18 protein-coding genes and 1 tRNA gene are annotated in these 21,610 nt (G+C 26.2%); 17 read left to right on the top strand and 2 right to left on the bottom strand.

Going from position 1 to position 21,610, the window contains the following annotated elements; genetic code table 4:
* Positions 1-7: 7 nt before the first annotated feature.
* The 3 genes from BCF59_RS01590 to BCF59_RS01580 are packed head-to-tail and all read left to right on the top strand — an operon-like array spanning position 8 to position 1,410.
* A complete protein-coding gene (locus BCF59_RS01590; protein WP_134110582.1) occupies positions 8-478 on the top strand; it encodes a hypothetical protein in 471 nt (156 codons plus the stop codon).
* Between the two features lies 1 nt (position 479).
* Positions 480-1,034: a DUF4231 domain-containing protein gene (locus tag BCF59_RS01585; RefSeq protein WP_234851413.1), complete on the top strand. Its 555-nt coding sequence runs from the start codon at positions 480-482 to the stop codon at positions 1,032-1,034.
* Complete coding sequence (locus BCF59_RS01580; RefSeq protein WP_234851412.1) at positions 1,009-1,410, top strand: hypothetical protein; 402 nt, start codon at positions 1,009-1,011, stop codon at positions 1,408-1,410. Before BCF59_RS01585 ends, BCF59_RS01580 begins: the two co-directional genes overlap by 26 nt.
* A 575-nt stretch (positions 1,411-1,985) precedes the next feature.
* On the opposite strand, the gene BCF59_RS01575 is transcribed toward BCF59_RS01580, so the two are convergent.
* Positions 1,986-2,076, bottom strand: a tRNA-Ser gene (locus BCF59_RS01575).
* 224 nt (positions 2,077-2,300) lie between these two features.
* Here BCF59_RS01575 and deoD point away from each other — a divergent pair.
* The 10 genes from deoD to BCF59_RS01525 all read left to right on the top strand — a co-directional run bounded on the left by deoD (position 2,301) and on the right by BCF59_RS01525 (position 13,408).
* On the top strand, positions 2,301-3,005 hold the full coding sequence (gene deoD, locus BCF59_RS01570) for a purine-nucleoside phosphorylase (RefSeq protein WP_134110580.1): 705 nt from the start codon (positions 2,301-2,303) through the stop codon (positions 3,003-3,005).
* Position 3,006: 1 nt separating this feature from the next.
* The gene (locus BCF59_RS01565) at positions 3,007-4,302 is read left to right on the top strand and encodes a thymidine phosphorylase (RefSeq protein WP_134110578.1); all 1,296 of its coding nucleotides are present in this window, start codon (positions 3,007-3,009) and stop codon (positions 4,300-4,302) included.
* An 8-nt stretch (positions 4,303-4,310) separates the two neighbouring features.
* A complete protein-coding gene (deoC, locus tag BCF59_RS01560; protein WP_134110576.1) occupies positions 4,311-4,973 on the top strand; it encodes a deoxyribose-phosphate aldolase in 663 nt (220 codons plus the stop codon).
* Positions 4,973-5,476: a hypothetical protein gene (locus BCF59_RS01555; RefSeq protein ID WP_134110574.1), complete on the top strand. Its 504-nt coding sequence runs from the start codon at positions 4,973-4,975 to the stop codon at positions 5,474-5,476. Before deoC ends, BCF59_RS01555 begins: the two co-directional genes overlap by 1 nt.
* A 161-nt stretch (positions 5,477-5,637) precedes the next feature.
* Positions 5,638-6,144 carry a hypothetical protein gene (locus BCF59_RS01550; RefSeq protein WP_134110572.1) on the top strand — a complete coding sequence of 169 codons (507 nt, stop codon included), beginning with the start codon at positions 5,638-5,640 and terminating at the stop codon, positions 6,142-6,144.
* Positions 6,145-6,552: 408 nt separating this feature from the next.
* The gene (locus BCF59_RS01545) at positions 6,553-7,425 is read left to right on the top strand and encodes a hypothetical protein (RefSeq protein ID WP_134110570.1); all 873 of its coding nucleotides are present in this window, start codon (positions 6,553-6,555) and stop codon (positions 7,423-7,425) included.
* A gap of 279 nt (positions 7,426-7,704) precedes the next feature.
* A complete protein-coding gene (locus BCF59_RS01540) occupies positions 7,705-8,667 on the top strand; it encodes a hypothetical protein (protein WP_134110568.1) in 963 nt (320 codons plus the stop codon).
* Between the two features lie 37 nt (positions 8,668-8,704).
* The gene (gene asnS / locus BCF59_RS01535) at positions 8,705-10,063 is read left to right on the top strand and encodes an asparagine--tRNA ligase (RefSeq protein WP_134110566.1); all 1,359 of its coding nucleotides are present in this window, start codon (positions 8,705-8,707) and stop codon (positions 10,061-10,063) included.
* A gap of 117 nt (positions 10,064-10,180) precedes the next feature.
* Positions 10,181-11,071, top strand: a complete 891-nt coding sequence (locus tag BCF59_RS01530; protein WP_134110564.1) for an MAG4940 family membrane protein — start codon at positions 10,181-10,183, stop codon at positions 11,069-11,071.
* A gap of 15 nt (positions 11,072-11,086) precedes the next feature.
* The gene (locus tag BCF59_RS01525) at positions 11,087-13,408 is read left to right on the top strand and encodes an MSC_0775 family lipoprotein (protein ID WP_134110562.1); all 2,322 of its coding nucleotides are present in this window, start codon (positions 11,087-11,089) and stop codon (positions 13,406-13,408) included.
* Between the two features lie 36 nt (positions 13,409-13,444).
* On the opposite strand, the gene BCF59_RS01520 is transcribed toward BCF59_RS01525, so the two are convergent.
* Positions 13,445-15,181: a GIY-YIG nuclease family protein gene (locus BCF59_RS01520; RefSeq protein WP_134110560.1), complete on the bottom strand. Its 1,737-nt coding sequence runs from the start codon at positions 15,179-15,181 to the stop codon at positions 13,445-13,447.
* Positions 15,182-15,455: 274 nt separating this feature from the next.
* Between BCF59_RS01520 and BCF59_RS01515 the strand changes: the two genes are divergently transcribed.
* The 4 genes from BCF59_RS01515 (at position 15,456) to BCF59_RS01500 (ending at position 21,609) form a co-directional block, all read left to right on the top strand.
* Positions 15,456-16,742, top strand: a complete 1,287-nt coding sequence (locus BCF59_RS01515) for an MAG3090 family protein (RefSeq protein WP_134110558.1) — start codon at positions 15,456-15,458, stop codon at positions 16,740-16,742.
* A 136-nt stretch (positions 16,743-16,878) separates the two neighbouring features.
* Positions 16,879-18,219, top strand: a complete 1,341-nt coding sequence (locus BCF59_RS01510; RefSeq protein ID WP_134110878.1) for a glycine--tRNA ligase — start codon at positions 16,879-16,881, stop codon at positions 18,217-18,219.
* A gap of 17 nt (positions 18,220-18,236) precedes the next feature.
* Positions 18,237-20,180 carry a DNA primase gene (gene dnaG, locus BCF59_RS01505; RefSeq protein ID WP_134110556.1) on the top strand — a complete coding sequence of 648 codons (1,944 nt, stop codon included), beginning with the start codon at positions 18,237-18,239 and terminating at the stop codon, positions 20,178-20,180.
* Between the two features lies 1 nt (position 20,181).
* The gene (locus tag BCF59_RS01500) at positions 20,182-21,609 is read left to right on the top strand and encodes an RNA polymerase sigma factor (RefSeq protein ID WP_134110554.1); all 1,428 of its coding nucleotides are present in this window, start codon (positions 20,182-20,184) and stop codon (positions 21,607-21,609) included.
* Position 21,610: the final 1 nt, after the last annotated feature.

Genomic DNA, 21,610 nt, shown 5'->3' with positions numbered 1-21,610 from the left:
TTAATGCATGAATTTAATAATTGAAAGATTACAACAAAAGAAAAAACAAGATGAAAGAACTCTAAAAATATATTCAATCATAGATACAATAATATCATCTATTATTTCTTTTTTTACAATTGCATCCATAAGTTTAGCAACCTATATACTATATAAATTGGTTCAAATTAGTAACAAATATAAAGATGTTCTTAATTCTACATCGTTTATTTTGCTATTATTTTTAGTTGTTTTTATTATTATTTCCTTTTTTATTACAGTTGCTTTATCAATTTATAAATATTTTGATCGTACAGTACAATATAAAAAAATTATGAATACTATTCAATATTTAGATATCAAATACAATAGTAGATTAATTTCTAAAAAAGACTTAGAAGCTATCGTTGATACTTTATGAGAAAAAGCCAATAAAAAAAGAAAAATGGCACTAAGTAAAATTTTAAAAACCGAGTTAAAGAAAGGATTTACAAATTAAAATGATTCATAAAAAGGATTTAACGCCAAGACAACTTTATACAAAAATTTTAAAATATGCACAATTTAAGAAATATATTTATGGTGTTTTGTATTATATTTTAAATTTAACCAGCATTGTAACTGCTTTTTATTTAAGTGTTTTAGCAATACAATTCTTAGCCGGGAATAATAAATTTTTTGGAAATAATAATAGTATTAGTGATAATCCATACAATGATCCATATTTTAATGATGGTAATAACTATATTTTACTAACCACTATTATCAACTCATCACTTAGTTTAGTGTCCGGAATTTTATCTTTTTTTGTAGTTAATAATAAGTTTATTTTTTACAAAAAAAAGGTACAACAATTAAAAATGGAATATAGCATTTATAAATCAAAAACATTTATTTATAAAGAAGAACAAGCAACCAATAGATTTTTATTGTATAAACGAGCATTGCAAATTCTAGAAGTTGACCGTTATAAATCGACAGCTTTATTAGATGTAAGTATTGATGTCAAAATTAAAAAAGGAGTAAAAAATGAAAAAAATAAAGAAAACCTATAATGATGACTTAAGTTTTGATGATAAAATGCATTTAATTTACGATAAAGTGAGACGTAAATTCTTAATAAGTAAAATATTTTTTATTTCATTTAGTATGTTGTCTATTGTTTTATCTGCATTAATAGTTGTTTTAAATTTATATTCAATAAGGTGAAATGAATATCCAGAACAAACAATGGTATATTTTATTGCAATGGCATTAATTACTTCTATTTTAACTTTTATAATTTCAATTCAATCTTTTTTAAACATCTCTAATCGTAAAAATAAAATTAAAGAAAATATTGTTAAAACGTCTGAATTAATTTTAGAATTAGAAGAAAAAACAGATTTATCTCAAGAAGACCTTGATAACATAAATGAATTATTAAATTAAAAATGAAACGAAGATTTCAAATTAATTTAGAACAATTTTTAGAATTAAAAAAACAAATACAGAATTTTGTTTAAGTATAAATGATAGCTCTTTTAAAAACTTTGATTATAATAACAAATATATCTTGCTTGAGTATAAACAAAGCACTATACTATTAAAAGTTTTAAATATTGATATTTATAAAATTGTGACATTAAAATTAATTAAACATAATTTTAGTTTAGATGGTACACTTTTAAATTCTTCTTTACAATTAAGTCAAAATTAATTATAAGCACTTTTAAAACTAAAAAAATGATATTTCAATGTTTAAAAATGCTACCTTTGTAGTAACCATATCGAATTCATTTGTTTTTGTGAAAATAAAGTAAGTTTTGAACTAGGATTAAATGATTCAGATTGATTAGTTGTTTTCATCAAAAAGTATAAGAAAATCTCCTCGGGATAGGAGATTTTTTTAATTATTAAAATTAAAAATTTGTTCAAGTAAGATAAACAAATTAAGTAGGATTTCTATTTGAAACCAACTTACTTCTAAAAAAAGGTATGAAAATTTGAATTTAAATATTAAAAAATGGCGGAACAGAGAGGATTTGAACCTCCGCGGGAGTTGTCTCCCCTACAGTCTTAGCAGGACCGCCTCTTCAGCCTCTTGAGTACTGTTCCATTTAGACCGAATTAATTATAACACAATAGAATTTAAAAAAATAAAACAAAAAATTTATTTTCTGAAAATTACACTTTTATAATATTCTAAAAATTAGATAAGTTGATGATATTTTTTAGTTGTTTGAAATTTCAAAATTAATTAGTGTAAAATTATTAACAGATAAGTAAGACAACTTATGAAAGTCGAAAGTTTAAAAAATACTTTAGGTTAGGAGAAAAAAATGACACCACATATTAATGCAAAAAAAGAAGAAATCGCAAAAACAGTAATAATGCCTGGGGACCCGCTGAGAGCGAAATATATTGCTGAAAATTTTTTAGACCCTGGATTTAAACAAGTTAATTCAGTTCGTAATATGTTAATGTTTACAGGAACTTATAAAGGTAAACCAATTACAATTGCAGGGAGTGGGATGGGTTGTCCGTCAATTGGAATCTATTCTTATGAATTGTTTAAATTTTATGATGTAGATCGCATCATCAGAATTGGTTCGGCTGGTTCATATCAAAAGGATTTAGGATTATATGAAGTAGTTTTAGCAACTGAAGCATTTGCAGATAGCGATTCATTTCGTAAATTAGCTTTAAATAAAGGCGGAAATGTTGCACTTCCCTCAGAAAAATTAAATGCAGAAATTATAAAAATTGCTAAGGAATTAAACATCCCTTTACATTTAGGTAGAGTCCATTCATCTGATGTATTTTATTCTATTGTACCACTAGAACAAAGAATTGCTAAAACTCAAGCGCTTTGTGTGGAAATGGAGTCATATGCATTATTTAGTAATGCGGAAGCAACCAATAAACAAGCAACATGTTTATTAACCATTAGTGATAATTTAATTACACATCAAGAAACTACAGCACATGAAAGACAAACTGCATTTACAAAAATGATGGAAATTGCATTAAGATTAGCGAGATAAAATGAGAGTTGTAGATTTAATTGATAAAAAAAGAAAAAATATTGAATTAACAGATCAAGAAATAGAATTTTTAATTTCTGGTTATGTTAATGGAGATGTTAAAGATTATCAAATGAGTGCATTTTTAATGGCTGTAGTGTTTAATTCGATGAATTCGCGCGAAATTGCTACAATGACTAGAATTATGATGCATTCTGGTGATGTAATTGATTTATCAAGCATCCCTGGAATAAAAGTAGACAAGCACTCAACTGGTGGGGTTGGTGATAAAACTACTTTAGCTGTAGCACCGATTGTGGCGGCCGCAGGCGCACCTGTTGCAAAGATGAGTGGTCGTGGTTTAGGACATACAGGAGGAACTATTGATAAACTTGAGTCAATTCCCGGTTTTCAGGTTGAACTTGATGAAAGAGATTTTATCAATCAAGTTTTAAAACATAAAATCGCATTAATTGGTCAAAGTAATAAATTAGTTCCAGCCGATAAAAAAATATATGCTTTACGCGACGTGACCGCTACTATTGAATCGATTCCATTAATTGCTTCGTCTATCATGTCTAAAAAATTAGCTACCGGGGCGGATGCAATTTTATTAGACGTTAAATGTGGTAATGGTGCATTTATGAAAGATTTAGAAAGTGCAAGACATCTTTCTCAAACAATGATCAATATTGGGAAAGAATTAAAAGTTGATGTTCGTGTTGAAATTACTAATATGAATCGTCCGATTGGGCGCGAAATTGGCAATAAAAATGAGGTCTTAGAAGCCATTGAAACCCTAAAAGGTAATGGACCAGAAGATTTTAAGGAATTAGTATATTCATCTTCGGCCACCATTTTACAGCAAGCAAAAATAGCGCAAAATCAAAAACAAGCCGAAGAAATGGTGGATGCAGTTATTAAAAATAAGCAAGCTTTACATAAATTTTATGAACTAGTTAAAGCACAAAACGGAGACGTACATGCACTAGAAAAACCTGGGTTTTGAGATCCTAAATACAAAATTGATATCAAAGCAAACAAATCAGGTTATGTAGAAATTTTTGATAGTTTAACATTTGGTTTAGTAGCGATGAAATTAGGAGCAGGCAGACAAACCAAGGATGATGTGATTGATTTTGAAGCCGGAATTAGTATCCATAAAAAAACTAACGAATTTGCAAATGTCAATGATATTTTATTTACATTAAGTTCATCAAAACCAATTGATTTAACGTTAATTGAGGAACTTAATAAAGGTTATAAAATTAATCAACAAAAAGTAGAAAATAAAATAATTTTAGATAAATTACAATAGAGGTAGAAATGAACTATAATAAAATGATTGATCATACTTATTTAAAACCTGAAGGTACTGAGAAAGATATAAATAAATTGATTGATGAAGCTAAAAAATATGGATTTAAAACTGTTTGCGTAAATTCATCTTGAGTTAAATATGTATCAGAAAGATTAAAAAATACCGAAGTAGGAATTACTAGTGTTGTGGGATTTCCGTTAGGTGCGATGATTACACAAGCAAAAGCTCAAGAGGCAAAATTAGCCATTGATCATGGTTCGGATGAAATTGATATGGTAATTAATGTAGGTCGCTTTAAGCAAGGTGATTATGAATATGTTCTAAATGATATTAAAAAAGTAAAAGAAGCATGCGGAAACAAAATTTTAAAAGTTATTATTGAAACAGCTTTACTTACTGAAGAGGAAATTAAAAAAGCAACTGAAATTGTAATGAAATCGGGTGCCGAATTTATTAAAACTTCTACTGGCTTCAGTTTTAGAGGTGCAAACTTAAGAGACATTGAATTAATGAAAAGCGTTTGTGGTGATAAACTTTTAATTAAGGCCGCTGGAGGAATTGGTAATTTAGATGATTTAAAAAAAATGTATCAAGCTGGTGCAACCAGATTTGGAACCAGTAGATCTGTAGCGATTGTTGAAGGTAAAGAAACTCAAGGCGGATATTAATGAAGGAAATTAAAACAAATCTTAAAAAGATTATTGGTTTGAGTTGAGGTATATTATCAACATTAATAGTTTCGGTTATTTTTGCTTTTGTTTTTACCTTTATTTTAGGTTTTAGTGTAGCTAAAAAGGCATTAAAAAATAATGGTAATATAAAGATTAATCAAAGCGCTGTATTGAGTATTACTTTACCGGTCGGAATAATTCTTTTTGTATTAGTATTATCACTATTGATTTCCTTGTTAGTTATTTCATATAAAAATTCAGAGAAAAATCAATTATTTAAAAAACTCTTGCCTTATTGAATTTCTGCCTTAGTGATTCATATTGTATCTTTAATTAATCATTTTTCAAGTATCGGTGTTTTAAGTACCGTCATATCATTGGCTTCTTTTATTATAAATATAGTTTTTGCTAGTTTAACCATTATTTGAGCTAAAAGAGAACTAAATATGTTAGATATAGAATCAATAGATGTTCAAAGTGTTCAATCAGAACTTAATTAAAAATTGTTTTTAACTTCCATATAGTTAAAAACAATTTTTCTTATATGCTTTTAAGCTATCATTTTTAAATCTTTTCTTATTAAATTTATATATTTTTATATTTTCTTTTAAGGATTTAATATAATTTAATTAATTATAAGATAACAAAAAAGAAAGGATTTATGATAATTAATCGAAATAGTATTTTAAAAAGACTTCAAAAAATTAGTTTATCCTTACTTATTTTGATAATAATAGAAATTGTTTTATTTTCGTTATTTATTATAGTTTTTTTATGAGGTTTACCCTTTATATTTGATTTTGACAAAGGAAAATTTAATGATAATATAGATAAGACATTAATAATTTTTCTTGCATTGGATATATTTATACCGTTTATTTTATTTGGTTTAGAAATTTCGATATTTGTACTTTTAATATTAATTGTTGTTATAACATCAAAGTATAAAAACGACGATTTGAAAATTCATAAATTATATTTAAAATGGTTGCCGGCACTTATTTTATATTCTATATCAATTACCTTTGGGATTTTAAAGTTTTTTGAGGTCCCTATCGTATTAGATTTTATTTTTGGAATAGGTGCAGAAATATTGATTCTTGTAGTTTCTATTCTATCTTTAATTTGAATAAATAAAGAATTTAGAACAAATTTAACTGAAGTATAATCTCTATTGTTTTTGTATAAGTAATAAAGCTCCTTAGACCAATGTATAAATGTATATATGTTAAGGATTTAACAAATTGAAATTTATATTTAATTTAGTATAAATCAAAAAAAAGAAAAATGGTAAAAAAACGCTCTTAATGTTTTTGTGACAGCTCTTTTTTTTGTTTTAGTGGTGGTGTTTTATTGATATTAAATGATATATTAGTTAACAAAACTAAACTTTTTCTTTTATTTTATTATTGTTTTTTATGACAGTTTGATTGTATTTGTGTTAAATAGTATTTTTAAGGTTTCAAAATTAGAAATAGAGTTAGATAAAATATAAATTAAATAAATAAACTAATAGTAAGTATAAGAATAAATTCTATTAATTTACATAAAGCAGCAAATATATCAAGGAGAAAATATGATTTTAGATCCAAATATTGAAAAACTGCAAAAAGCAAGAATGCAGTCAATAGATAAATTATTTAACGTAAAGGTAAAAATTTTTGAAGAAATAAAAGCAAAATTTATTGATGAAAATGATGATTTACTTAAATTTTCAATGGATTATTTATGAAAATTTGTGGATGATTACCTTAATAATGACAAAGTTAAACTTTCACCAAAATCTATATTTGCAGATTTTGATAAAGAGTTAGTAAAAAAAGAATTATACAATTTTAATGATTTAGTAACTATGAATGAAAATAATGAAATAATAAACGCAAGAACATTAAGTGTTGCACAAACAATTATAGTCCCTGATGAAACTATTTATACTGTTAATAGTTATATACCTAAAATTGCATGAGATTATTTATCTAGTGAATACAAAACCTGAGTGTATAACGTAAGAAAATACAGAGGAGCTATAACGGGGTTTTTTAATAAAATAAAGGAATTTTTCCAAGAGCGAATTATAGAACCTATAGCGGACTTTTTAGATGGTAGTGCAAGAAATTCAGGTAATGAACAAGTCGAAGTTGTTTCTGCTATTTTATCAGGTACAAACTTTGTTTTAAAGGTTTTTAACTTTAGTGAAGATTATATTTATAAAGCAATTGACGAAATATATTCAATGATAAATAGAAGAGAAAATATGAATGAAATATCAAATGCTTTATACAACTTATATGTACTAATAGATAAATATAGTCCAATGTTATGACAGCTTATGTTTATATCTAGAAATATTTATAAAGATAATGCAAAAGAGTTAGCAGCATTTGCAAAGATACAATGACAAATAGCAGAACATAAATATAAAGAAAACGAGTGAAGGCTAAAATATTAAATGATAAAACTTCATTTATATTTAAGGGAATATTTTGATAAATATAATTTAAAAAAGATTAATTGAATTAGGTATTTTTTAATTTTTATTCTGCTAAATATTTTTGTTTCTTCTTTTTTTATAATTTTTAATTCAAAAGACGTAAAACAATTTATAGCTTTTATTATCATAATTTTTATTAGTTTTTATTTAATTATTCTATTTTTTTTGAAAAGTTTATTCATTTTATTCTATAAAAATTCAATTTTACTATTTGCAATAAATATTATTAAATTGCTTATGTTTTTGACTTTTAGATATAAAACTTTTGGTGTTTTTAAAATAACAAAAGGACAAAAACAAAAGTTTAAGCTCCTAAAAAAACTATCCAAATATGGGGTTGCTTCTGAGGGTGATTCTAATTTATTTTTATCTTTGTATGACTCAGAATTATCGCAAATAACGATATATTCTCATAATAATCTTATCAAACCACCAAATTCCTGAATTGAAAATAATGATAAATATTTAGTTAAGACAAACATTATAGATAAAGATGTAATATGATTAACTTTTAAATTTATACCAGCAAAATATGTTAAATATCAATATAAAACATATTTTATAAATAAAGAGTTTTTCTTTGCATTACAGCTTTTAGAATTAAGCGAACTTATGAAACAAGAAGTTTTGAATATAGACAAAATAAATCAAATTCTGAAAAATCTAAAATTTTTAGAAGTATATACAGTAGAATTAATACAAAATGAACTTTTAGAATACTATAGAGATGCTATTTTACAATATGCAATGTTTTCATTAGTTGATTCTAAATGTACTTTAATAAAAACGTTCTTACAACCCATTAAAACAATAAATTTTGAAAACTTGAAAGATGTAGATATCTATTTGTTTAATAGCAAAGAAAAGACAAAAACATCCGTTTTTCAATTAATTCAACAATTAGAATCTAAATCAGAAATCATAAAATTAAGAAAAGCATTTAATAATGACTATAATGAAATATTATATTTAAATGTCGAACGTTATGTTAATTTTGATTTTTATAATCCTATTCTAGAATTTCGAAGTAAAAAATCCTTTCATAAATTTCTAAATGAAAATAAATTAAATGCAACATCATTATTTAAAAATTATAAATTTATTTATGATAATGAAATGAGCATAGATAAGAGAGAATTATTTTTAAGATGTTTAAACAAAAAATATAATCAGTTGATACAAAATACTAAAGAAAATTAACAAAATTTATATAATAAAAACATTTAAAGGAGAGTATATGCATTCAATTAAAAAAATATTATTAAAACCGGTGTTTTATGATGGTTGAAAAAATATAGAAATTAAAGGTTGAATTTCATCGAACCGAGGAAATAAGAAGATACGTTTTTTAGAAATTAATGATGGTTCAACTATTAAAAATCTACAAGTTGTTTTTAAAGGTGATGAGTTTAATTTCGATATACTAGATCAATTAAAACCTGGAGCCGCAATAGTACTACAGGGTTCTTTAAAAGCAACCCCTCAAGCGCCACAACCTATAGAAATGTTAGCATCAAAATTAATAGAATACAAAAATGTTGATGAAGATTTTTTGATTCAAGGCCAAGAAATTAAGTTAGAAACTCTTAGAGAAATACCACATCTAAGAGCTAAAACAAATGTTTTAAAAGCAGTTATGTTAATTAGATCCACCTTGGCTCAAGAGATTCATAAATATTTTGCTTTTAGAGACTTTCATTATGTAACAACCCCTATTATTACTAGTAATGATGGTGAGGGAGCAGGGGAAACTTTTGAAGTTAGTGATGGAAATAAAAAAGATCCCTTTTTTGGTAAAGGAAATAAATCAAGTTTAGGCGTTACTGGTCAGCTTCATGGAGAAAGTTTCGCAAATATATTTAAAAATATTTATACTTTTGGGCCGACATTTCGCGCCGAAAGATCAAATACTAAACGTCATTTAGCGGAATTTTGGATGATTGAACCTGAAATGGCATTTTTTGATTTAAAACAAACTATTCACTTTTCTGAAAATCTATTAAAAGTAGTAATTCGTAACGTAATTAATAAACGTTTAGATGAAATGCAATTTTTAGATAATTTAAGCAATGGTACTTTACTCAAAAAACTTCATCATTTTTTAGATTCTCAACTACAAATAATAGATTACAAGGATGCAATTTTAGAGCTTCAAAAAGTAAAAAATATTTTTGAGGCGCAAAATATAGAATTTGGATTAGATTTAGCTAGCGAACACGAGAAATATTTAACGGATGTTTTATATAAATCTCCAGTTGCTATTATTAATTTTCCGAAGGACTTTAAAGCATTTTATATGTATCAAAACGATGATTTAAGAACGGTTGCTGCTTTCGATTTATTGGTTCCCGGAATTGGAGAACTTATCGGTGGTAGTCAAAGGGAAACTGATTATCAAAAAATTTTAAATAGAGTTCATGAATTAAAAATTGATCAAGAAGACTTACAATGATACCTTGATTTAAGAAGATTTGGACATATGAAATCTTCGGGCTTTGGAATTGGATTTGAAAGATTGGTGATGTTTGTTACAGGAATGGATAATATTCGTGAGAGTATTCCTTTCCCTAGAACTAACGGGAATATTAGAATGTAAAATAACATTTCTTCTTTTCTAGAAAGCGTTTTTGGCTAAAAATATTTATTATTAAATTTCATATTTTTAAAACGGAGTAAACTTAAAAAAAGTTAAAACTAAAACGAAGGGGGAAAAATGACACCTCGAAAGTTGCTTCTTGTGTTTTGAAATCAAAGTGGTTTTCTGTTTGAATTTTTTGGATCATTTACTTTGGTATTTTTTGTATTAATTTGAATATTAATTAAATTCATACAAAAACCTAAAAACGATAAATTCTTTACAACGCTTGGTTTTACTGCTGCCACTTTTTTAGCGTTTATAATACCCTGAGCATTGTCTTATTTTACTTCACAAAGTAGGGCTACTCCGTTTATAAATCCAGTGAACGTGATCTTACAAAGTAAGTTACAAAGTTTTAATATTAGAAATTCCGAACAAGTTGCAGAAACATATAAAGGAACATTTTATTTAATAGGGGGCCAATTTGCTGGTGGTTTGTCTGGTTTCTTAATATTTTCTCTTTTATTTTACTTAATTAAAAGATCTTTATTAAAAAACGAGGAATGTAAGGAGAATATTCAAACTTTGCAAATATGAGATATCTTAAAAGTTCCACATAACATTAATAATTCGTGATGAAAATATCTAATTAAAGAATTTGTTTTTATATCAATTTTTGTGGTTGTGGTACCAATGATTAATTATATTGAAAACGCAGAATATGGAACTAATGGTATCTGAAAATTAGTTATAACTTTAATTATTGTTTGAATTTTTTTGTTCATTTCAAGTTATTTTGGTTTTTTTGCATTTGATATAGTTTTTAATGTCATTGCATATATACTATTTTTAATAGAAGTTTTATATAAATGAAATAATAAAAATCTTAAAAACATAAAAAATGTCATTATTTTAGAACACATTAAAATTTCAATTGTCATTATTTTTACAATTCTTATTCCGTTTATTTATGGAACTATTGCTATCGAAATAGCGAAAAGTGTAAAAATTAGGCTTAATTTTTAAATATAGAAAGGAAAAATGAAAAGATTAAAAAAACTATTTTGATTACTTTCTCCTTTAACTACTGCGACAGTTGCCTTAGCTGCTGCGTGCACTAATGTAAAAAAGAAAGATTCTCAAAATTCTGATCACAAAACAGGTGGTAATAATCCGTTAGTAGAAACTAAAGAACCTAAAAAACCCGAAGATATACAACAAAATTTATTGCAAAAAGAATATCAAATTGCAAGTATTACAAATCCAACTAAAACGCAAAATGAATCATTATTTTTAACTAAAATAGAAGATTTCTTTCAATATAATGATGTATCAGAGCAGGTTCTGAAATTTAAAATCGAAACTAATGCTTCTAATATTACATTTAAAAATCTAAGTTCAAATAATTATATAGATGATTATCTATCATTCGATAAAGATACATTTATTAACATTCTAAAACAAAATCAATTAGTTAATGATGAGCAAACAAAAAAATTATCTTTCAAGTTTGATTATCATAATATTCGTGAAGATTTAAATAATAAAAACAATGTAGTTATACCTATAAAAATTGAGACTCCAATTGAAGGGACTGATTCAAAGTTACAATTATATTCTGAAGTTACTATACCTTTTTATTTAAAGGGCATCAAACTATCAACTAGTGATGCCAAAAGTTATGATCAAATAAATAAATTATTTGATGAATTGAAAACATTTTTAGATACCAATCAAATTAATGTTTCACTGAAAGATAAAAATGATGCATCATTTGAAACTATTAAACAGTTTATAGATAATAAAGAAAATGCGATTTATAGTTTTCAGGATTTAAATAGAAAACAACTTGAATCTATGTTTACGTTAGACATTCCTGATTTGACTGCTTTAAAAGAAAAATACAAAAATCAAACAATCAAAATTTTTGTTAATGATGTTAGTTTTACACATTCAAAACAATTTAATCAACTTTCAGTCAAAGTAAGAGTTGCAAACGGAATCGATAATACTCTTGAAGTTAACAAAAAATTACCATTTTTAAATGTAGGTTTTGACAAAATTTTTACAATTAATTTTGACCCAGAAAATACTTTATTAAGAGATGAAAAGTTAAAAGAAAATCTTTTAGCAAAGCCAGCAAATTCTAATATCTATAATCAAAACTTTGAGGATTTAACTGATAGAGATATTACTGTTTTACCTATTAATAATGTTTTTGAATATAAAAAGGTTTCATTTCAACCAACAGATTATCGTAATGGATGGTTGACTTTTATTGCAAAATATAACAATAAATTTATAAAACTAACTAAACACATTGGTGTTGGTAAATTTGCTGAATTATTTGATACAGAATTTTTAAAAGAAAATACAAATGCATATAACTTTGAAGTTGACCATCTTACATTTGAAGATTTACCTAGAGTTAATGCATCAATATATTCAGTATATGGAAATAAACTTTTTACTGGTGGTTATGACCAAACTAGAACATTTTATACTCAAGGACTACAAACACCAATTTCAGTACATGTTGGTGAAGATTATTTGACAGAACAACATACAAAAATTCTTGCTCCATATGATGGCGAAATCGTTGCAGTTTATTATCCACATGTTAATGAACAACAAATTAAAACTGGTGCAGGAGTCGGGACAGTGATGTTAATTCGTGTTAGGTTATCTAAATTAAACTTATCACCAAAAATTTTACAAGAATACTTTGGTACATATGATTTAAGCGATAACCGATGAGTGTATATTGGATTTATTCATTTGGATGCTAATTTAACATTAAATAATAAACAATTTGATTGAACTCCAATAACACAAACTTATGGTAAAAGAACCTTTGATATTATAGAAAGTGTTAGTCCTAAAACCCCTCAAAAATTTAACAAAGGTGACACTTTAGCATTTATAGGTTCTCTCGAAACCAATGGTGGTTGAATGCCACACGTGCACGTAACAACTTACGCAAATAACACCATACTATTAAATGATAATGATTTTTCAAAAGAATTGACTAAACCGAATCTTTATGGAGATCGGGTAGAAAGTTATGATCCTACAAAAACAAATAGCAACCCAACAATTGCGAGAGTTGATGGAGTGTATATTGCTAGAGTGTCAGATTTTGTAGCAAGTAAAAAACCTATTTATAAAGTTGATCCAATCACCGGTGAGCCTACTAAAGAAACTGTTCAGGATGAAAATTTAAAATGAGTGTCAAATCCTATTCAAGCTTTTGAAATAGGCCGCGGAGTGTTTAATCCTAATATTTTATTCAAACTTAGAGGTCCACAGTCGTTTGCATTTAATTTAGAAAGCTTTTTTGTTCTTTCAAAGAAGAGCAAATAAAAAATAATTTTTTAGCAGTTATATATAGTTAAAAAATTATTTTTTTTTATTAAAATGTTCAAAGATTTGTGATGCAATTGTTTTATTTACAATTTCTGATAATTGATATTGAGTTGCATTTTTGATGTTTTCAAAAGATTTAAAATGTTTAATAAGCACCTTGATACTTTTTTCACCCACACCAGGAATGTTTAATGTTTGTTTTATTGAAATTTTTCTATTCGATAAACTGCGATAGTGTTTTTTGGCATATTTATCAACTTTATCTTGCATATCTGCAAAAAATAAGAATGATTGATCGCTAATATTAATTTTTTTATTTTGATCGTTGATTAGGGTTTTAGTTTTGTGTTTATCATCTTTAATTAAACCAAAAACTTTATTATTTAATTTCATATCATATAATGCCTGTTTAATTTCATTAATGTGCGCTAAACCGCCATCGGCTATAAAAATATCGTTATTTGTAATTTTATGTAGATTTTTTTGAATGAAAATTAATGCATTATAGTAAGTAAAATGAACATCGGATTTGATATCATATTCTTTTTTTAATTTTGACAGATTATTTGTGACGTAAAAGGAAGGAATAGTACCGTTTTGATCGCGTGCTAGAACAAAACCCACAATTTCATCGCGGTTATTTTCGAATGAATTGTCAAACATAATAAATTTATCGATATTATCTAAGTTTAAATCTGCTTGAAGACTTGTTCAAACAACTTTGGTATTTTTATTATTATGTGTTTTTATGTATTTATCCACTTGTGCTTGATTATTTTCATTTAAATTATCTATAATGAGTTTAAAAATACCTTTTTGTGGGTATACGATTCGTTTATTTATGTTTTCATCAAAGATTAAATTTTCATCTTTATATTTAAAATCTAAATTAATTTTAGACTTTTTTTCTTTTTTATTTGCTACAAAGTTAGTAATAAAATTTTCTATAAACTCATTTATTAATCCACTTCAATTTCTTATAAAACTATCAAACAAAACAAGTGAACCGTGCTGATATGAGCGAAGTGCGACGAATACTTTATCATTTAGTTTTTGGAAAGAAAAAATATCTATTGTATCAGTATTTTTAATTTCTGTAATTTGATTTTGCCATAAAGAATCTAAAAAAGATAAAGCATTTTTATATTTCGCAGCTAATTCAAATTCTAATTTTGAATTAAATTGCATTTCTTTTTTAAAAATTTCTTCACGAAATTTTGGATATTTGTTTTTAAAAATGCTTTTAATAATATCTAATTGCTCGTACCAATATGTTAATTCTTTATTTTCAATTTTTTGGCCATTATGATATAAAAAAGAATTTACTAAAACATCATAAAAAGAGGAAAAATCAGTATTAGGAGTAAGTGGTCCAAAATAATAAATAATGTTTTTTTTAGTTAGATCGTCGCTAATTTCTATATTTAATGATCCTTTATTTAATCTAAAGATAAAATATGGATAACTACGTTTGTATCTAAGTTTAATATTATAACGGGGATTAAAATCCTTGATAAATTTTAATTCAGATAAAAATGCATCTTTTTCACTAGAACACACTTTGAATTCAAAATCTTTAATAGAATCCAACATAGCTGGAGTTAGTCAAGAATTTATATGTCCTTCAAAATATTGTTTCATTCTTTTTTTTAAATTTTTTGCTTTACCAACATAAATTATTTCATTATTTGCGTTTTTTCAAAAATATACACCTGTGGTTTCAGGCACGGTGTCATTAATTTTTTTAAGTATTAAATTTTGATTTTGCATCGGTGTCCTTTACTTTTTCTATTATGATATAGATGAAAAAGAAAAAAACACATGAAATTTATGATTATATTTATAAAAAATGTAATTTATTTCGTTTTTACCTATATTTTAGGAATAAAAATATAAAAATCACTATATTTTTAAATAATTATTATTATATAATAATAAAGATTATTTTTTATAATCTTATTGTTAAGCACTAATTTAGTAATAGTAATCATGCGTAAATAGCAAAAATATAAGAAAAGAAAGAACAAAAGAGGTATTTAGAAATATGAAACGTTTATTATGTTTGTTTAAACCAGTGCAAAATAAAACTTATCCTTGGGTTTTAAGACATCCAAAAGTAAAGGACGAATTAGCTCGTTTTAAAACACGCAAGGACGCAATGAATTGATTTTTATCACTTGGTTATGAATGTGCTACCTGATTCCAAACTGATCAAAAAGTTTTTGGTGGAATTTTTATTTCAGAGGGAAAAGATAACAATTGATCATTTGAAATTAATGTTGATAAATTTGATGGAAATGTAGTTGAAAAAGAAGTTTTGGAAGAATTTTTTGTTAATGTTGAAACAGGTTTAAGAAAATCTCAAGAAGCTGAAAAATTTTTAAAAACAGTTACTGACTTTAAAGTTGTAAGTGATCACAAGACATATTTCCCAGTTGATGATGAATTTGTAATTGAAAGAAAAAAATCAGCAAAAGATTTAGAAATAGAAAAACTTCGTGAATTAAATGAGCAATTAGAAAAACAAGCAAACAAACAACCTGTTGTTATTACAGAAACCAAAACAGAAGCACCTAGAGTTGTTGAAGTCGAAAAAGTAGTCGAAAAAGTTGTTGAAAAAGTAGTAGAAGTAGAAAAAGTTGTTGAAGTTGAGAAGGTTGTTTATAAAAAAGAACGTGAAGTTGTTAAGTTCGCGTTTATCGGACATTTAGAACCATTGAAACAATTAGAAGTTCTAGCAGTCTATTCAGCAAAAGTTGAAAAAATCTCAACAAGATTTACTGAAAAACAAGTAACTTCACCCGAAGAATTAGCAAGAGTAAAAAAACAATTAGAACTTGTATTAACAGCAGCGGAAGCATTAAAAAAACTACTTATGAATAACGAAAAAGCAACTAATTTGTTAAAATTAATTTCTATTTCACTAGCAAAATCAGTAGAAAAATTCGCACAAATTGTAGTTGCAAGAACAGATATTAAATTTACTCCAGAAACTTTTGTATATTTTGTTAAAACAACTGGAGAAAAAGCCTTGCTAGCACAAGAATTATCATTTGTTTTATTTGATAAAAAACATGTTGCTTTTCTTCCTGAAACAGAATATCAATTTGCAATTTATGAAGCAGAGGCAAAACTTGAAACCCATTTAGTTGTATTTGCAGATGAAAAATCAGCACCAGTTGCTGCTGCGGTCGAATCATTAGAAGCTACTAAAAAAAGATTTCCTTATTTATTCTGAACCACATTTTTACTTACATTATCATTAACTATTTTATTCTTACTAGTAATTCTTCTATGGGTTGGAGAAATACCACCACTTTATCCAAAATAATATAATAATAAAAAGCCACAATTTATGGCTTTTTATTTCTTTATTTGGAAAAATAATATAGAATAACCTTTTTATATTTAAAAAATATAAAAAGAGTATAATATCCGAAATGAATTTTAAAAACAATAAAGAATTAATGCAAGATTTGGTCAATCACCTAAAAAATACCGGTTTTGTTTTTCAAGGAAGTGAAATTTATGGTGGTTTATCTAATACATGAGATTATGGCCCATTGGGTTCATTATTAAAAGATAATATTAAAGATTTTTGAAAAAAAGAATTTATTCTTAAAGAAGCAAACAATTTTTTAATTGATTCGAAAATTTTAATGAATCCACAGGTTTGAGTAACAAGCGGGCACGTAGGCAATTTCAATGACCCATTAATTGAAAATAAAGTTAACTCTAAAAGATATCGTGCTGATAAATTAGTTCAAGAAATTCAACCCGATTTAGTTGTCGAAAAAATGACTAATCAAGAAATTCAAGATTTTCTTAATTTACATCTAAAAGAATATCAAGGTACAAAAACCCGATGAGGGGAAATTAAACAGTTTAATTTAATGTTTGAAACAGAACAAGGCATAGTGGCAGGAAATAAAAATAAAATTTATTTACGTCCCGAAACAGCGCAAGGAATTTTTATTAATTTTAAAAATGTGCAAAGAACAACTCGCGCTAAGTTGCCTTTTGGAATTGGACAAATCGGAAAAAGTTTTCGTAATGAAGTAACGCCGGGAAATTTTATTTTTAGAACTCGTGAATTTGAACAAATGGAATTAGAATTTTTTTGCTTACCTTCTGAAGCTAATTACTGATTTGATTATTATGTTAAAAAATCAGCAGAATTTGTTAAAAAATTAGGAATAAAAGAGAATAGTATTAGAATTCGTGTTCACGAACAAGAAGAATTGGCACATTACTCAGATGCTACAAATGATATAGAATTTAAATTTCCATTTGGTTGAGGCGAATTATTAGGAGTTGCAAATCGTACTAATTTTGATTTATCCGCACATATGCAAGCTACTGGAGAGAGTTTAGAATATCTAATTACAGAAACTAATCAAAAAATTGTTCCATATGTTATTGAGCCAAGCATTGGTTTAGACCGTTTAATGTTAGCGGTTCTTAGTGATGTTTATGATGTTGAAACAATTGTCGAAGGTGATCAAAGGGTTGTGTTAAGATTTCCTCTTTGGATTACACCTTATAAAATTGCTGTTTTACCTTTGGTTAAAAAACTTTCAGAGCAAGCAAAAAATATTTATGGCGATTTAGTAGATGTTGGAATTGCGGCAATTTATGATGAAACAGGTTCTATCGGAAAAAGATATCGTCGCCAAGATGCTATAGGAACATATTGGTGTTTAACTGTAGATCATCAAAGTATAGAAGATCAAACTGTAACTTTACGTAATCGCGATACGATGCAACAAATGCGAATTAATATTAATGATATAAAAAAATATTTATAAATTAACTCGGGAGGTTTATGTCTAAATCAATTAGTTCAGAAATTGTAGATAAAATAACTTCTCAAATTAGTATTATTGATGTTATTTCCCATTATCTTTCATTAACTAAAAAGGGTAATAATTACATCGGATTATGCCCGTTTCACCAAGATAGTAATCCAAGCTTTACGGTTTCAGAAAGTAAAAAAATATACAAATGCTTTGCTTGTGGTGAGAGCGGAAATATGATAACTTTCCTCATAAAAAAAGAAAATAAATCATATTTACAAGCCTTGCAAAAAATCGCTGAAATTGGTGGTTTAGATGTTGATTTTAGTTCATATAATCAACAAAATCAAAAAAATTATAATCCTATTGATAGTGAAATACTTGAAATTTTAAAAGCAGCAAATAATTTTTATCGCTTACAAGTGTTAAAAAATAATAATGTAAAAAATTATTTAACACAAAGGAACATTTTTGATAATGAAATTTTAGGTCATTTTAACATTGGTTATGCCCCTCTTGCAAATGAATTAATTAATTATTTAATCGAGCGTTTAAATTATCCAATGGAAAAATTATTGCAAGCGGGCTTAATTAATGCCGAAGGAAACGAGCTATTAAGAAACCGTTTAGTCTTTGCAATTAAAAACCAATACGGAGAAATCGTAGGTTTCAGTGGTCGTAGTTTAAGTGAATCTAATGCAAAATATATCAATTCACCAGAGAGCGCTCTATTTGATAAATCTGCAATACTTTATAATTACTCGGATGCTAAAGATTTTATAGAAGCTAATAAAGAAATAATTATTGTTGAAGGTTACATGGATGTTATTGCTTGTTATCGTGCAAATATAAAAAATGTTGTTGCGATTATGGGAACAGCCTTAACTAGCAAACATCTTAGTTTGCTTTATGGAAAGAAAATTAAAATTTTTTTAGATAATGATAATGCTGGAATTACAGCTACTTTAAAAACCGTGAAAACACTGCTAGCTAACAGTTTTCAAAGTATTCAGATTGTAATAAATCCGTACCAAAAAGATGCTGATGAAACATTGAACGAACAAGGTGTTAAAGCATTGCAAAAAGTCATAAATACCACTAAAGATGCAATTGATTTTATTTATAATGTTTTAATCAATAATTATAAGATTGATAAAAATTCTGATTTTGCAGCGATAAAAGAATTTGCAAAAGAATTTGAATTGTATTTAAGATATTACCCCCAAGAAACTCAAAACTATTTTATAAATAAAATAAAAAATGAGTTCAATTATGAATTGATAATTTCTTATCTTCATCATAAGTTGTTATTTGATAATAAAAATAACGCACAAATAATTAATGAAAACAATTTTGCAAATGATATATATGGTGATTGAAAATTAGTTCAAGAAGATTATCATCTTCAGAATAAAAAAAATGAATTTTGAGATACAATTAGTCATTACAAAAGATTTAAGGTTTTAGTATTCTTATTATTAAGAAACGATTTTGCGCAATTATTTTATCAAAAACAAGGAATAGATATTTTATTTAGTCAGCCTTCTGAATTGCGCGATTTATATAAAGAAATCAAACTTTTTAACCTTGAGATTACTAAAAATATTCAACAAGCAATATTTGATAGTATAACAGAAGCATACGAAAATATAGAAGTAGAAACTAAAATTAAAGTATTTAAGAAACAACTACAGGATTTGTTTATAAACATATCTAAATATCAAAATAATAGTGATTTATCTACATATTTCAATGAATATTTTAATCAATGTCAACAACAAATAGATCAAAGTTTTTTACAAGCCAAACATAATAAGGTAGAATTTAAATTATTACCTTATATTAGGGAAGCGGGAAAAGCAAATCAAGATTTTTATATAAAAAATAAAATACATAACAGTCAAAAAATCAACGATTTTAATGAAAATTTAAATCAATTAAAAAAAGAAAGTATAAAAATAGAAAAGAGGTAAAATGTCTCAATTTAAAGAAGTTATTAAGCTTTTAAAAACTGAAATGAAGTCTCGTAAAGAAAAACACCTCTCACAAGAAGAGGTTTTTGATATTTTATTAGAACATAATTTAAGTTTAGAGGCAGATGATTCTGATGAATTTTTAAATGCATTAATGAAAGCAAAAATCGTTGAAGATCATGTTGATTTTGGCGATATGGATGACTATGATAAAGATGCTATAGAAGCGGAAATTAATAAATCCAAAAAGACTCATCAAAAAGATGAAATTTTAGAATCACAAGATGAATTAGAAGATTTTGATGACGATATGAGTGATTTTTCAGAACCAGATTATGATCTAGATGATTTATCTAAAAACGACGATAAAGAATACTTTGAAGATGAAGACGAAGATGAAGATGAGGAAGAGGAAGAAGAAACGATATATTCTGATGACTCTTCAGACGATGATGAATTCAATTTCGGAGATTTTAATTCTGAAATGTTATCATCCAATATGACATTATTAGAAACTGAAACTAAGAAATCACGTGTGTTAACTAACAAGCTAACCGAAACAAATGATATTGTTAAATGATATATGCGTTGAATTGGTAAATATGGAAAGCTATTAACAGAAGAAGAAGAAAAAGCATTATCAGAAGAAATGGATAGGGGAGGTTTTAGAGGTAAAAGAGCACGCGATAAGTTAATTTTACGTAATTTGCGTTTGGTTATTAATAATGCGAAAAAATATAAAAATCGTGGTTTATCATTCATTGATTTAATTTCCGAAGGAAACCAAGGAATTATGAAAGCAGTACAAAAATATGATGTAACTAAGGGATATAAATTTTCTACCTATGCAACTTGATGGATTAGACAAGCTATAACCCGCGCGGTAGCAGACCAGGCACGTACAATCCGTGTCCCTGTGCATATGGTTGAAACAATTAATAAAGTTTCTAAAATTGAGCGCGAATTGCAACACGAATTGGGTGTTGATCCTACTCCAAAACAAATTGCAGAACGCTTAGGCGGCGAGTTTACCGCCGATAAAGTTAGCTATATTAAAAAAATAAATATTGACCCAATTTCGTTGGATAAACAAGTAGGAAAAGAAAATGATTCATCATTTAGCGATTTTGTAAAAGATGAAGTAGTAATTAATCCAGTAGATTATTCAGCGAAAGAAGAACTTAAGACAATTTTATTAAATATGATTAGCGAACTTGAAGAAGATGAAAAAGAATTAATTTGTCGTCGTTTTGGTGTGGGTTATGATAAAGACGGTAATCGTTATCGGGTACATTCGCTTGAAGAGCTTGCCATTATGCGAAATAATGTTTCGAAAGAAAGAATTAGACAAATAGAAAATAAAATTTTAAGAAAACTTAAAAATAATGCTAAATATGGTAAGAATTTAAAAGACTATTTAAGTAATTAAA

Source organism: Mycoplasmopsis mustelae (assembly GCF_004365095.1).
Lineage (GTDB): Bacteria > Bacillota_I > Bacilli_A > Mycoplasmatales > Metamycoplasmataceae > Mycoplasmopsis > Mycoplasmopsis mustelae.
This window is presented reverse-complemented; position numbering and strand designations above follow the sequence as displayed.